Source organism: Rhodococcus sp. NPDC059234 (assembly GCF_042754225.1).
Classification (GTDB): Bacteria; Actinomycetota; Actinomycetes; order Mycobacteriales; family Mycobacteriaceae; genus Rhodococcus_G.
The window spans coordinates 1-13,516 of the sequence record NZ_JBHZAH010000066.1 but is presented as its reverse complement, the minus strand read 5'-3'; the positions used below and the strand labels follow the sequence as shown (position 1 = coordinate 13,516).

At 68.8% G+C, this 13,516-nt stretch carries 13 protein-coding genes and 2 tRNA genes; 7 read left to right on the top strand and 8 right to left on the bottom strand.

Annotated features, from left to right (window positions below; genetic code table 11):
- Positions 1–60: 60 nt before the first annotated feature.
- Positions 61–675, top strand: a complete 615-nt coding sequence (locus ACFXGJ_RS15140) for a DsbA family protein (protein WP_378621241.1) — start codon at positions 61–63, stop codon at positions 673–675.
- A 69-nt stretch (positions 676–744) separates the two neighbouring features.
- Here ACFXGJ_RS15140 and ACFXGJ_RS15135 read toward each other — a convergent pair whose 3' ends face one another.
- The 4 genes from ACFXGJ_RS15135 to ACFXGJ_RS15120 all read right to left on the bottom strand — a co-directional run bounded on the left by ACFXGJ_RS15135 (position 745) and on the right by ACFXGJ_RS15120 (position 5,553).
- Positions 745–2,397: a purple acid phosphatase family protein gene (locus tag ACFXGJ_RS15135; RefSeq protein WP_378621239.1), complete on the bottom strand. Its 1,653-nt coding sequence runs from the start codon at positions 2,395–2,397 to the stop codon at positions 745–747.
- Between the two features lie 83 nt (positions 2,398–2,480).
- Positions 2,481–3,548: an alcohol dehydrogenase catalytic domain-containing protein gene (locus ACFXGJ_RS15130; RefSeq protein WP_378621237.1), complete on the bottom strand. Its 1,068-nt coding sequence runs from the start codon at positions 3,546–3,548 to the stop codon at positions 2,481–2,483.
- Entirely contained in the window at positions 3,545–4,738 is a 1,194-nt protein-coding gene (locus tag ACFXGJ_RS15125; RefSeq protein WP_378621235.1) for an LLM class flavin-dependent oxidoreductase, read from the bottom strand. The genes ACFXGJ_RS15130 and ACFXGJ_RS15125 overlap by 4 nt, the downstream gene beginning before the upstream one ends.
- A gap of 176 nt (positions 4,739–4,914) precedes the next feature.
- The gene (locus ACFXGJ_RS15120; protein WP_378621233.1) at positions 4,915–5,553 is read right to left on the bottom strand and encodes a TetR/AcrR family transcriptional regulator; all 639 of its coding nucleotides are present in this window, start codon (positions 5,551–5,553) and stop codon (positions 4,915–4,917) included.
- 125 nt (positions 5,554–5,678) lie between these two features.
- Here ACFXGJ_RS15120 and ACFXGJ_RS15115 point away from each other — a divergent pair, with 125 nt between their 5' ends.
- Complete coding sequence (locus ACFXGJ_RS15115; protein ID WP_378621230.1) at positions 5,679–6,002, top strand: hypothetical protein; 324 nt, start codon at positions 5,679–5,681, stop codon at positions 6,000–6,002.
- Positions 6,003–6,006: 4 nt separating this feature from the next.
- Here the strand turns inward: ACFXGJ_RS15115 and ACFXGJ_RS15110 are convergent, their stop codons facing one another.
- Positions 6,007–6,783: a M48 family metallopeptidase gene (locus ACFXGJ_RS15110; protein WP_378621266.1), complete on the bottom strand. Its 777-nt coding sequence runs from the start codon at positions 6,781–6,783 to the stop codon at positions 6,007–6,009.
- 225 nt (positions 6,784–7,008) lie between these two features.
- Here ACFXGJ_RS15110 and ACFXGJ_RS15105 point away from each other — a divergent pair, with 225 nt between their 5' ends.
- Both ACFXGJ_RS15105 and ACFXGJ_RS15100 read left to right on the top strand, forming a co-directional pair.
- Positions 7,009–7,482, top strand: coding sequence for a ribose-5-phosphate isomerase (locus ACFXGJ_RS15105; RefSeq protein ID WP_378621228.1), 474 nt, complete (start codon positions 7,009–7,011; stop codon positions 7,480–7,482).
- Positions 7,483–8,280 carry an Fpg/Nei family DNA glycosylase gene (locus tag ACFXGJ_RS15100; protein ID WP_378621226.1) on the top strand — a complete coding sequence of 266 codons (798 nt, stop codon included), beginning with the start codon at positions 7,483–7,485 and terminating at the stop codon, positions 8,278–8,280.
- A 7-nt stretch (positions 8,281–8,287) separates the two neighbouring features.
- Here ACFXGJ_RS15100 and ACFXGJ_RS15095 read toward each other — a convergent pair whose 3' ends face one another.
- Positions 8,288–9,100 carry a DUF1542 domain-containing protein gene (locus ACFXGJ_RS15095; protein ID WP_378621224.1) on the bottom strand — a complete coding sequence of 271 codons (813 nt, stop codon included), beginning with the start codon at positions 9,098–9,100 and terminating at the stop codon, positions 8,288–8,290.
- A 79-nt stretch (positions 9,101–9,179) separates the two neighbouring features.
- Between ACFXGJ_RS15095 and dinB the strand changes: the two genes are divergently transcribed.
- On the top strand, positions 9,180–10,427 hold the full coding sequence (dinB, locus tag ACFXGJ_RS15090; RefSeq protein WP_378621222.1) for a DNA polymerase IV: 1,248 nt from the start codon (positions 9,180–9,182) through the stop codon (positions 10,425–10,427).
- A 3-nt stretch (positions 10,428–10,430) separates the two neighbouring features.
- Here dinB and ACFXGJ_RS15085 read toward each other — a convergent pair whose 3' ends face one another.
- Together ACFXGJ_RS15085 and ACFXGJ_RS15080 are read right to left on the bottom strand one after the other, a co-directional pair.
- On the bottom strand, positions 10,431–11,564 hold the full coding sequence (locus tag ACFXGJ_RS15085) for a nitronate monooxygenase (protein WP_378621220.1): 1,134 nt from the start codon (positions 11,562–11,564) through the stop codon (positions 10,431–10,433).
- Positions 11,565–11,747: 183 nt separating this feature from the next.
- Positions 11,748–11,818, bottom strand: a tRNA-Gly gene (locus tag ACFXGJ_RS15080).
- A gap of 153 nt (positions 11,819–11,971) precedes the next feature.
- Between ACFXGJ_RS15080 and ACFXGJ_RS15075 the strand changes: the two genes are divergently transcribed.
- Positions 11,972–12,048, top strand: a tRNA-Pro gene (locus ACFXGJ_RS15075).
- 76 nt (positions 12,049–12,124) lie between these two features.
- Complete coding sequence (tig, locus tag ACFXGJ_RS15070; RefSeq protein WP_378621217.1) at positions 12,125–13,480, top strand: trigger factor; 1,356 nt, start codon at positions 12,125–12,127, stop codon at positions 13,478–13,480.
- The last annotated feature ends 36 nt before the right edge of the window (positions 13,481–13,516 follow it).

Below are 13,516 nucleotides of genomic sequence, written 5' to 3'. Positions count from 1 at the left end.
CGGTTGTCGTGTGACGAGACCGGAATTCGATCCGTGGACCCAACCGATGGAGAGCGCCAAGTGAGTGAGACGAAGAAGGACACCGCAGACTTTTGGTTCGACCCGCTGTGCCCGTGGTGCTGGATCACCTCGCGCTGGATTCTCGAGGTCGAGAAGGTCCGCGACATCGAGGCGCGGTTCCACGTGATGAGCCTGGCCGTGCTGAACGAGGGCAAGGAACTGCCCGAGCAGTACCGCGAGCTGATGGACAAGGGCTGGGGCCCGGTCCGGGTGGCGATCGCGGCGGCGAAGGAGCACGGCGAGGAGGTGCTGCTGCCGCTGTACACCGCGATGGGCACCCGCATCCACGACCAGCGCAACCAGGACCTTCCCAGGGTGATCGCGGAGGCGCTGGCGGAGGTGGGCTTGCCGGCGGACCTGGCGTCCGCCGCCGACACCGACGTCCACGACCAGCAGTTGCGGGCCAGCCACAAGGCGGGCATGGACGCAGTCGGTCCCGACGTCGGCACGCCGACCATCCACGTCAACGGCGTCGCGTTCTTCGGCCCGGTGCTCTCCCGCATTCCCCGCGGCGAAGACGCGGGGAAGGTGTGGGACGGTGTCGTCGCGCTGGCCTCCTACCCGCACTTCTTCGAGCTCAAGCGCAGCCGTACCGAGGATCCCTCCTTCGAGTAGGCGCTTCGCACCCGTGAGTCCTTCTCGTCCCTACGGGGGCCAGAAGGACTCACGGGGTGCCTGGTTCGGTCAGGACCCGAAACGCCCACCGCCCTCGGACGACCCGGGTCGTCCGCCACCGCCGGAACCGTCCGTACGGCGGCGTTCGAGGACGAACTCGTCGACGGGACGCAGCTCGGCGAACGGACCGTCGAATGTGTAGTAGGTGACTTTGAGGCGGGTCTTGTCGCCGGGGCCTTTCCCCGGGTCGACATCGAAGGCCGCGAAGCCGTGCGGGTTCTTGCGATCCTGGAAGGACGCCCACGGCGCGTCCTCCTTGACCCAGACTGAGTCCTTGTGGCCGGGTAGTACTGGGCTGTCCTTGTCGCTCAGCGCAACGATCACCCTTGCCTCGGGTCGCTCGAACAGGTCCCCTTCGGAGGTTGCGAAGTTCCCGCCCCCGCCGATCACCATGTGCACCGTGCCCTTCTCGGTGTCGATCGTGTCCTTCCTGGTGTCGACCGGGATCGGTGTGGCGGTGTCGTTGCCGCTCGAGCCGCGAACGGCATGGGATCGCTCGTAGTGGTGCTCGTGTCCGCACACCACCAGGTCGACGCCGTACTGATCGAATAGCGGTCCCCACGCCTGTCGTACTCCGAGGTCGCTGCCGTTGCTTCTCTCTGCGCTCGAGATCATGGTCTGGTGCATGCACACGACGATCCAGTCGATCGCCTTGTCAGCGCGAGCGCCCTTCAGCTCTGCCTCCAGCCAACGTTGCTGTGCGCCGCCGGAATAGCCCCGGATGTAGGAGTCGCCTGCATCCTGGATCGCGACGTCGTCGTTGCTGACGCTGATCACGCGCACGGAGCCGGCAGTGAACGAATACCACAGGCCCTGGAATGCGGGGTCGCCACCGTTGGACGGCAATTCGAACAGGTTTCGGTAGGCGTCGAACCCGAATTGGCCGTTCGCCCGCTCGTTCTCGTGGTTCCCGGGACAGGGCATCCAGGGGCGGTAGCGGGTGGATCTGCTGTTGCTGATGAACCAGTCGGCCCAGGTGGGGGTGCGCGGCTGGCCGAAGTACGCGCCGATTGCCGCGTAGCACAGGTCGCCGTTGAGCAGGTTGAACAGCGGGTCGGCGCGCTCGACCGCCTGCACGATGTCCGCGGACGCCTGGCTGCCGACGTTGCTGCTGGTGTAGACGGGGTAGGGTCCATTTCCACCCGGTGCACCCGCCGGCCACTTCTTTCCCTGACGCAGGTTGACGGTGCCCTGGTCGCCGAAACTGGTGAAGCGCAGGGGCTTACGGCCCCGCGGGGCGGTGGTGAAGATGCCGGAGTCGGGGACGCCGCCGTCGTGGGTGGCGTAATAGACGTAACGGGTGTCGGGGTCGAGGTTCTCGATGCGGGCGTGATGGGCGAACAGTTCACCACCGTCGACGCCGTCCCGGTAATGCTTGGTGCGCGCCTGCACGGTCCGACCGGGGCCGCCGGTCAGTGTCCCGAACTCGACCCGAGGATTGCGCACCGTGGCCGGGGTGACCCAGGAGACCCCCATCTCGCGCGAGGCGTCCGCTCCGAACTGTAGGTGCAGTCCGGTGACGCTGGGTGCTCCGACCGCTCCGGTCTGGCGCCAGATATCAGGGCTCCACGTCTTCGCGGACTGTTGCCGGGCCCCGAGCACTCCGGCGCCGAGGGTCGCTGCTCCGCCCGTGAGTAACGATCGTCTGGAGAATTCGAACAAGGTTCACCCTTTCGATGGGCACCCGGGACTTACGGGGGTCAGGGCGCGATCGCTCCCTGACCCCCGTGCCGTGAGGCGCGGTTTCAGTTCTTCGGCAGGACCAGGATCTTCACGTGCTCGTCGGGGTTGCGCAGCGCGTCGAACGCGCCGGCGACGCCGTCGAGTCCGACCCGGCCGGTGATGATCGCCTCGGCGTCGATCTCGCCGTCGGCCAGACGCTGCAGGGTGATGTCGTAGGCGTCCTCGTACGGGCCGTGGCCGAAGTTGATCGCGATCCGGCGGAACTGTCCGACCACGGGGATGACGACCTCGTCGCCGAACGGCGCGGCCAGCACCTGGATCCGTGAGTTGAACGGCATGGTGTGCATCAGCGTGCCCAGGATCCCCGCGCGGCCACTGCACTCGTACGCGATCAGGATGCCGGCCCCGGCCTGCCCGACGAGCGTGTTGCCCTCGGCCACCATCTGATTCCACAGCTCGATCGGGTCCTGCTCGTTCGGGTCGACGACGATGTCGGCGCCCATCAGCTTCGCCAGCTCGCGCCGCTTCGCCGAGGGCTCGGACGCGATCACCACCTGCGCGCCTCGGGCCTTGGCCGCCACGATCGCGCCGAGACCGATGGTGCCGCAACCGATCACGAGCGCCGAGTCGGCGGAGGTGAGGCCCGACTGCTGCATGTGCATCTCGCCGACGTGCAGCGGCTCGGCGAGCGTCGCGTGCTCGAGCGACAGGCCCTCGGGCACCCTCCGCACCCAGAACGCGTCGACGACGATGTGCTCGCCGAACGCGCCGTGGTACTCGTTGGAGAACCCGATGATCTTCGGGATCCCGGTGCTGGTGTCGGTCGCGAGCCCGATCCCGGTCACCTGGTCGCCGACGGCGAAATCGGTGACGCCCGAATCGACCTCGGTGACGATGCCGGCGTACTCGTGGCCGAGGACCACCGGCCGATCGGTGTCGAAGGTCGCGAGCGGGTAGCCCGCGTTCTCTGCGACGTGCACGAACCGGCACGGGTCCTTGGACATGCTCAGGTCGCTCCCGCAGATGCCGCAGGCGACGATCTCGATCCGGATCTGCCCGGGGCCGAGCGCGGGTGCGTCCGGGACGTCCGCCACCGTGAAGGCGCCGTCGTGGAACTGTGCGGCCCTCATGCCGATGCCCCCGCGCTCTCGACGGGCTGACCGTAGTAGTCGGTGTGGGCCTTGGTGATCGCGCCCACCAGGCCGCCGATGAGGTAGTCGCGGTTGTCCTCGGCGAACTGCAGGCTCGCCTCGCGGCCACGGTTGCGGTTCTTGAAGTGCGGGATCACCTCGGACGCGAACAGCTCGTAGCTGCGCTTGGTGTCCTCCCAGTTCGCCATGTCGACGTGCAGGATCAGCATGGTGCCGAACCCGCCGGTCTTCTCGATCAGTCGCTCGATCTGCGCGATCGCCTCGTCGGGGGTGCCGATGATGGCCTGCCCGAACTCGCCGAGGGTGTCGTTGCGCCACTGGTCGATGATTCCCTTGGGAGTCTGCGCCCAGTCCGGGTTCTGCCCGGTCTGCCGGTTGACGTAGGCGGCCATCGAGTCGATCCGCCGGCTCACCGCGCGCTCCGCGTCGGCGCGGGTCTCGGCGAGGAACATCGGGTTGACCAGCCGCCAGGTGGACCGGTCGGCGACGTGTCCGTGCTCGGCGCAGACCTTCTCGTAGACGCCCCAGTTGCGGTCGAGGACCTCGAATCCGCTGGGGGAGCTGGCAGCCAGCGACAGCAGCGAGAGGCCGTGCGTGCCGGCGAGCACCGAGCCGTTCGGCGACATCGTCGACGCGGTCGCGATCTCGATGCCGGCCGGGTTGTACGTCGGCAGCTGGGCGCGGGCGTCGCGCAGGGTGAACCAGTCCGTCTCCATGTTCACCACCTCGCCGCGCAGCAGCGCCAGGATCGCCTCGAGCGCCTCACCCTGCATGCGACGCTGGTCCGAGGGGTCGATGCCCATCATGTGCGCGTCCAGCGGGATCTTGCCGGGGCCGGTGCCGAAGATCAGCCGGCCGCGGGTCTGCAGGTCCAGCTGGGTGATGCGGTCCACGGTGACCAGCGGGTGGTGGTAGGGCAGTGAGGCGACGCCGGTGCCGAACCGGATGCGTTCGGTGCGCTCGGCTGCCGCGGCGATGAACACGTCGGGGGCGGGCACGATCTCGGCGCCGGTCGAATGGTGCTCGCCCATCCACGCCTCGTCGAAGCCGAGGTGGTCGAGGTGCTGCATGAGATCGATGTCGCGGCGCAGTTGCAGCGCGGGATCGGCGTTCAGCGGGTGGTACGGGGCGAGGAACGCCCCGAACTTGATCGAGTCTGAGGTCCACATGGGCGTGCTCTCCTGGGGATGGGTGGGGCGCCGTGAAGAATGAAGAAGGTGAGCGGCATCACATCGATGCCGGGTTTCGTTCTATCACCGAGTTGGATCAAGTGATCCATAAATGTCCCGCTGAGTGGGCGGCCCGGCGGGTACCCCGCGGCGGGCCGGGCGGCTGCGGAGGGGTGCTAGGTGTGCAGGAGTCGGTCGAGGCCGCCGACGACGAAGTCGACGAGGTCCTCGTAGAACGAGGTCAGGCCGTCGGGCGACGGATTCCTGCCCTCGCGGTTCCACTCGTCGGCGCGGCTCAGGGCCTGCAGGAAGCCGGTCACCGAGATGGCCCAGCGCAGTTCGAGCCGGTCCGGATCGGTGTCCGGATACGTTCGGCGAACCTCGCGCAGAAGCGCGGCCTCCACGTCCTCGCCGGTCGAGCGGAGTGCGGGATGACCCTCCGGGGACAGCTGCGCAATGATCTTCACCCAGCGAAGGCCCCGAATGCGGTGCTGCAACAGCAGTTCGAGGTACGGATCGGTCAGCGCGCGCACCAGCGCGTCGGTACCGGCGGGCTCCGGGTCGGCCGCGAGGGTCGCGACATTGGCCGCGATCCGGTCGCGTACGGGACCGCCGAGATCGACGAGCACCGCCGAGAGCAGGTCGTCCTTCGAACCGAAGTGATAGTGCACCGACGCAGGTCCGAGTCCGGCGGCGGCGTTGACGGCGCGCACCGACACCGCGTCGACGCCCTGGGCGGCGAAGAGTCGCTCGGCCACCTTGACCAGTTTCGCTCGGGTTGCCGTGCCCTGACGGTTTCCGCTGGCGGTGGACATGGCCCGAGCATGTCACATCTTGACGGACACCCGGGGTATGGCTTCCAATGGGAATGAATTGGATCAAGTGATCCAATTCAAGGGGTCTCCAATTCGTGAGGCCGTCAACGGATGTCGAAGGAGGCGTGCGCGCCATGCAGCTCGAGGTGGACCTGGAGTCGGCCGTTCCGGCGGTCGTGCTGACCGGGGTCGACGAGTACACGAAGCTCGCGGTGACGGTCGTCGGCGATCCCGACTCCGACCGCGTGAGCGCCGCGCTCGCCGACTGGGGTGTGGTGGAGGACGAGCACGTCTGGCTCGAGATCGGCCGGCTCGAGCGCGCCCTGAACTCGCACCCCGACCGGCTGCCGGACTGGCTGCCGCGGTTCGTCGCCATGATCGACTACGCCGCGTCCAAGGGCTGGGTCGACGGCGACAACCGGCGGGTCCGGGCGCACCGCGAACGCTAGCGAATCAGGGCCGGAAGAACAGCCGCCCGTGCCGCGAGCGGTCCCGCAGCGCGTGGGCGCGCCAGGTCAACACGGGATGGCCGGCCAGCAGGTTGACCAGCCAGGGGAAGAAGCCGCGCTCGGTGACGGCGCGATCGGCCATCTCGTGGAAGCCCACCAGGTTCATCAGGTACTTGCCCGCGCCCAGCACACCGATCGCGCCGACGGCGCCGTCCGGGCGATTGCACAGACCGTGATTGTCGGCGGTGTACTCCTGTGCGCGCGAGAGGGACGAGCCGATCACCGGAACGTAGTTGGACGCGAACATCCCGAGCTGACGCCAGTACGAGGTGTGCCCCGCGGCGATGTGCCCGACCTCGTGGCCGATGATGAAGGCGAGGGCGTCGGGATTGCGGGCATGACCGCCGATCTCGAACAGGTCGCTGTACACCACCACGTACCGGCGGAACCCGTGACCGGAGGCGAACGCGTTGATCCGGCCGTTGCCGAGCACGACGTAGCCGTCGGGCACCTCCCGCATGCCGAATCGCGCCGCCGCCTCGACCAGCATCCGGTGTCCGTCGGGGAACTGGGTCGGCGTCATCTTCACGCCGTTGACGCGCTGGGCGGCGTACATCTGCCCGCGTGCCACGAACACCACGACGGGGGCGAGCAGCAGCAGGACCACCCAGTAGTCGAGCCGGCCGGTCAGCAGCAGCGCGACGGAGGTCAGGTAGGCGACGGCGGTCACGGTGACCGCGAGAGCCAGCAGGGGGATCTCCAGTCGGTGCCGCACCGGCATCCCCCACGGGGAGAGTCCACTCGGCGGAAGGCCTTGCGGTGGTGGGAAGTCGGGGGAGGGGACGGGTGGCACAGGGTTCGCCGTGACCGGCGTGAACTGCTCCATGGATGTCGACTCTAGGCGGGGTGGGTCGTCGTCGATGTCGGGTGGTCGCACCGCCCGAGGCCGTGCCCGAGGGCGGCACTGCCCGCGGCTTCGCCTGAGGTGGTCTGTCAGAATCGACCCATGCGCGTATACCTAGGTGCCGACCACGCCGGCTTCGAACTCAAGAATCTGATCAAGGATCATCTCGTCGCGAACGGCCACGAGGCGATCGACTGCGGTGCCCACGTGTACGACGCGCTCGACGACTACCCGGCGTTCTGCGTCGAGGCGGCTCGCCGGACCGTCGCGGACGAGGGCAGCCTCGGCATCGTTCTCGGCGGCAGCGGCAACGGCGAGCAGATCGCCGCGAACAAGGTGCCCGGCGCCCGCTGTGCCCTCGCGTGGAGCGTCGAGACCGCTCAGCTCGCGCGCCAGCACAACAAGGCCCAGCTGATCGGCATCGGCGGCCGTATGCACTCCACCGAGGAGGCGCTCGCGATCGTCGACGCGTTCCTCGAGACCCCGTGGTCCGGCGAGGAGCGCCACCAGCGCCGCATCGACATCCTCTCCGAGTACGAGCGCACCGGCGTCCCGCCCGTGCTGCCCGAGGCCTGAGTGCCCGAAGGTCACACTCTCCACCGCTTGGCACGGGAGCATCGGCGACACTTCGCCGGTGCTCCCGTCCGCGTCTCCAGCCCCCAGGGTCGATTCGAGGCCGGCGCCGCCCTGATCGACGGCGCCGTGTTGGAGTCGGCTGAGGCCTGGGGCAAGCACCTGCTCCACCACTACGACAACGGCCGCATCGTGCACATTCACCTCGGCCTGTACGGCAAGTTCACCGAGTTGCCGCTGCCGATGGGACCTCCGGTCGGGCAGGTGCGGATGCGAATGGTCGGCACCGAGATCGGCACCGACCTGCGCGGTCCCACCGCCTGCGAGATCTACGACGAGACGCAGCTGACCGCGCTGGAGCAGCGACTCGGTCCCGACCCGCTGCGGCGCGACGCCGACCCGGAACGGGCATGGCGTCGAATCTCCAAGTCTCAGACCGCGATCGGTGCGCTGCTGATGGATCAGGCGGTGCTCGCCGGCGTCGGCAACGTGTATCGCGCCGAGGTGCTCTTCCGGCACGGCATCCACCCGGATCGGCCCGGCGCGAAGGTGAGCCGATCCGAGTGGGACGCCATCTGGTCGGACCTGGTCGAACTGATGGCCGTCGGCGTCGACGCCGGGGTGATGCACGTGGTGCGCCCCGAACACGACACCGGCGCGCCGTCGTACGCGGTCGACCGTCCGCGGACCTACGTCTACCGCCGTGCTGGCGAGGCATGCCGGGTGTGCGGCACGCCGGTCCTGCATTCGGTCATGAAGGCGCGCAACCTCTTCTGGTGCCCCACCTGCCAGCCGGCCTGAGTGTGACTCAGAAGTCGAACCCGCCGCCGTCGAACCCGCCGCCGTCGAATCCACCGCCGTCGAACCCGCCGCCGTCACCCATGGCGCCGTAGTCGGTGTCGCCGCCCGTGTCACCCATGTCGCCGCCCTGATCGCCCATGTCGCCGCCCGCCGCGTCCAGGCCGTCCTGGTAGCCGTCGCCGTAGCCGTTCTCGAATGCGTTGGCGTCGTACGGCACTCCCGACATGCCGCTGAACATCGCGGAGAACAGGAACATCGAACCGACGCCCCACGCGCCCGCCACCAGTGCGGGCTTCCACCACGGCTCGGAGTACCAACCGGCCGGGACCGGACGACCGGCGACGCGGCCACCGGGGTAGTAGTTGGGCGTGCGCGTCGACGGGCTGGGCGAGGCCGACACCTCGCGACCCTCGAATTCGATCTGACGGTCTTCCGTGACCGACCCGGCGGACTTCTGGCCGTCGATGCTGGGCACCTCGGGTCCCGGGTCCATGCCCATCGCGGTCCGCGCGGCACGGATGTAGTACAGGCCCTCGAGCGCGGTCTGCTTGGCCAGGCGCGCCTGCGCCGGGGTGCCCGCCTGCTCGATCTGGGACCCGGCCGCGGTGTAACGCTCGGAGGCGTCCGCGAGCGCCTGCTTGGAGGCGGTGTCGGTGCCGGTGAGGTTGTACACCTGTCCGCCGAGGCGCTCGATCGCCTGGCGGGCGTCCGCCTTCGCGTCGTCGAGCTGGTGGGCGGTGTTGCCGGCCGAGCGCTTCTGGCTCTTCATGACCAGGAAGACGACGGCGGCGATGATCACAAGGATCAGGAGGAGTTCCACAGGAGACCTTCCCGAAGGGACAAACCGGACACGGGCCAGTTTACCGGGACCCGTTCGTGTCGGTGGTCGATGCGAACATATGTTCGTGTCTGACTTCGAGCGCCCCGCTGCGGATCAAGCGACGATCCTGCACGCCGACCTCGACGCCTTCTACGCCTCGGTCGAGCAGCGCGACGACCCGTCGCTGCGGGGCCGGCCGGTGATCGTCGGCGGCGGGGTGGTCCTCGCGGCCAGCTACGAGGCGAAGGCGTACGGCGTCCGGACGGCCAGCGGCGGCGCCCAGGCGCTGCGGCTGTGTCCGCAGGCGGTCGTGGTGCGGCCGCGGATGTCCGCATACGCCGAGGCGAGCAAGGCGGTCTTCGAGGTGTTCCGTGACACGACCCCGCTGGTCGAGGGCATCTCGATCGACGAGGCCTTCCTCGACGTCGGGGGACTGGCGCGGATCGCGGGCAGCCCGGTCGAGATCGCCACCCGGCTGCGACGCGAGGTCCGCGAACGGGTCGGGCTGCCGATCACGGTCGGGATCGCCCGGACCAAGTTCCTCGCGAAGGTGGCCAGCGCGGTCGGCAAACCGGACGGGCTGCTGCTGGTCCCGCCGGACCGCGAGCTCGCGTTCCTGCACCCCCTTCCGGTCGAGCGAATCTGGGGAGTCGGGAAGGTCACGTCCCGCAAGCTCCGCGACTACGGCATCGAGACGGTCGGGCAGATGGCCATGTTGCCGGAACGTGAGCTGATGTCGGTGGTGGGCCGCGCCTCGGGCCGACACCTGCACGCCCTGGCGTGGGCCCGCGACCCGCGGCGCGTGCAGACCACCACGCGGCGCCGTTCGATCGGAGCCCAGCACGCGCTCGGTCGCCGGCCGCACTCGCTCGACGAGATCGACGCGACCGCCGCCGCGCTGGTCGATCGCGTGGCCCGGCGCCTGCGCAAGGCGGGCCGGGTCTGCCGCACGGTCGTCGTGCGGATGCGGTTCGCGGACTTCACTCGCGGCACCCGTTCGCTCACGCTGCCGCAGGCGACGGCGCGCACCGAGACGATCCTGGCCGCCGTCCGGGTGCTGCTCGAGCAGGCTCGGCCGCTGATTCTCGGTCAGGGGCTGACGTTGATCGGTGTCGCGCTGACCAATCTCGACACCGAGGGTGTCGAGCAGCTGGCACTGCCGTTCGAACTGGAGGCCGGGACGGCGGAGCGGGCGCCGCGTGACGCCACCGCCCTGGACACCGCCCTGGACTCGGTCCGGAACCGGTTCGGGGCGGTGGCCGTCACGCGGGCGGCGCTGATCGGGAAGGACCGCGGCGAAACCGTCCCGATCCTTCCCGATCAGTGATCGTCAGGCGTTCGCTGCCTCGTTCAGCCGCTCGAGGGTGCCGGTCGCCTCCAGGTACTCCTGGACCCAGCGCTCGATGACGGCGGAGGTCTTCTCCACCTTGGTGAACTGGCCGACGACCTGTCCGACCGGGTTGAACGCGACGTCGACGGTCTCGTCCGGGTACTTGTGGGTGGCGGCGACGGCCATCCCGGAGACCATGTACTGCAGCGGCATGCCGAGCGGTTCGGGGTTGCCCTCCTTCTCCCATGCCTCGGTCCAGTCGTTGCGCAGCATCCGGCAGGGCTTGCCGGTGAACGAGCGGCTGCGCACGGTGTCGCGGCTGGTGGCGTTCGTGTACGCGGCCTGCTGGACGGCGGTGTTCTCGGCCTCCTCGACCATCAGCCACTGCGAGCCCGACCAGGCGCCCTGAGCGCCCATGGCCAGGGCGGCGGCGATCTGCTGGCCGCTGCCGATACCACCCGCGGCGAGCACCGGGACCGGCGCGACCTCCTTGACGACCTGCGGCCACAGCACGATCGATCCGACCTCGCCGCAGTGTCCGCCGCCCTCGCCGCCCTGGGCGATGATGATGTCGACGCCGGCGTCCGCGTGCTTGCGGGCCTGGTAGGGCGAGCCGCACAGGGCCGCGACCTTGCGGCCGGCCGCGTGGATGTGCGCGATCATGTCCGCCGGCGGCGTGCCGAGGGCGTTGGCGATCAGGGTGACCTTCGGGTGCTGCAGCGCGACCTCGACCTGCGGGGTGGCGGTGGCCTCGGTCCAGCCGAGAAGCTGCAACGCGTTATCGCTGCCTTCCTCGGGCAGGGGCACGCCGTGGTCGGTGAGGATCTTGCGACCGAAGTCGAGGGTCGACTGGGGGACCATCTTCTGCAGCATGGTGGTGAGTTCGTCGGCGGACAGGTTCGAGTCCATGCCCTCGTACTTGTTCGGAATGACGATGTCGACGCCGTACGGGTGGTCGCCGATGTGCTCGTCGATCCACTTCAGTTCGATTTCGAGCTCCTCGGGCGTGAAGCCGACCGCCCCGAGCACGCCGAAGCCGCCGGCCTTGCTCACGGCGACCACGACATCGCGGCAATGGGTGAACGCGAAGATGGGGAACTCGATTCCGAGTTCGTCGCAAAGGGGGGTGTGCATGCGGCATTCCTTCACTGGGCGGGGGAAGACTGAAACACGTTCCACCCTAGATCGGCGTGGCCTCGAATTGTGGCTGTCCGCGAATGTCCCCGCTGTCGGTCGCCCGGGCGTCCCCGGACATGACAAAGCCCCCCACCTGTCGGAGCAGGTGGGGGGCTTTGGGCCGGCCGATGGGCCGAAGCGAGGGGATGACGGGAATCGAACCCGCGTAGCTAGTTTGGAAGACTAGGGCTCTACCATTGAGCTACATCCCCGAGCACACGACGTCCTGGGATCGCCATGACTGTCGTCTGCGTTGGAGACTGTACATAACCTCGCTTTGGATTCGCCAATCGGGTGGCCGTAGGATTCCCATTCGGTAGCGGCCCGCGGTTCTCGACCGCGGTCGCCGATGCTCGCGGACCTAACGGGGTGTAGCGCAGCTTGGTAGCGCATCCGCTTTGGGAGCGGAGGGTCGCAGGTTCAAATCCTGTCACCCCGACCAGGGACAACGTAAGGAATGCGTGAGCCTGAAATCAGGCCACGCGGCAACGAGATAGACCACACGAAGGAGCATGTCCGTGAAGAGCACCGTCGAGCAGCTGAGCCCGACGCGGGTCCGTATCAACGTTGAGGTGCCCTTCGAGGAGCTCAAGCCCGACTTCGACAAGGCGTACAAGGCCCTCGCACAGCAGATCCGTCTCCCCGGCTTCCGCCCGGGCAAGGCCCCGGCCAAGCTGCTCGAGGCTCGCGTCGGCCGCGGCGCCGTGCTCGAGCAGGTCGTCAACGACGCACTGCCGGGCCGCTACCAGGAGGCCGTCACCACCGGTGAGGTCAAGGTCATCGGCCAGCCCGAGATCGAGATCACCAAGATCGAGGACGGCGAGCTCCTCGAGTTCACCGCCGAGGTCGACGTCCGGCCGGAGATCTCCCTCCCCGACTTCGCCACCCTCGCGGTGACGGTCGACCCCGTCGAGATCACCGACGAGGCCGTCGACGAGCAGCTGCTGTCGCTGCGCCAGCGTTTCGGCACCCTCACCGGTGTCGAGCGGGCCGCGGCCGAGGGTGACTTCGTCTCCATCGACCTGTCCGCCACCGTCGACGGCGAGGCCGTCCCGGAGGCCACCGCCGCCGGGCTGTCCCACGAGGTCGGATCGGGTCAGCTGATCGAGGGCCTCGACGAGGCCGTCGTCGGGCTGAAGGCCGGCGAGTCCAAGGAGTTCACCACCAAGCTCGTCGCCGGTGAGCACACCGGCAAGGAGGCCGTCGTGACGGTCACCGTCGGCACCGTCAAGGAGCGCGAGCTGCCCGAGGCCGACGACGACTTCGCCCAGCTGGCGAGCGAGTTCGACACCCTCGACGCCCTCAAGGACGACCTGCGCGAGCGCGTCGGCCGCGTCGCGAAGGTCGAGCAGGCCGGCCAGATCCGCGACAAGGTCCTCGAGACCCTGCTCGAGACCGTCGAGGTCCCGCTGCCCGAGGCCGTCGTCAAGGCCGAGGTCGACGCAGCACTGCACGACGCCATCCACGGTCTCGACCACGACGAGGCGAAGCTCGCCGAGCTGCTCGAGGAGCAGGGCACCACCCGTGAGCAGTTCGACGCCGACGCCAAGGCGTCCGCCGAGAAGTCCGTCAAGACGCAGCTGCTGCTCGACGCGATCGCGGAGGCCGACGGCACCCAGGTCGGCCAGCAGGAGCTGACCGAGCGGATCATCTTCCAGGCGCAGCAGTACGGCATGTCGCCGGATCAGTTCATCCAGCAGATCCAGCAGGCAGGCCAGCTCGGCGCCGTCTTCGCCGACGTCCGTCGCGGCAAGGCGCTGGCCGGTGTCGTCGAGAAGTTCACCGTCACCGACACCGACGGCGCGACCGTCGACACCGCCGAGCTGTTCGGCGGCGGCGAGTCGGAGGACGCGGCGGAGTCCGACGAGAGCTAGATTTCACGCCAATAGCGAACAGGGGCGGCACCGGGA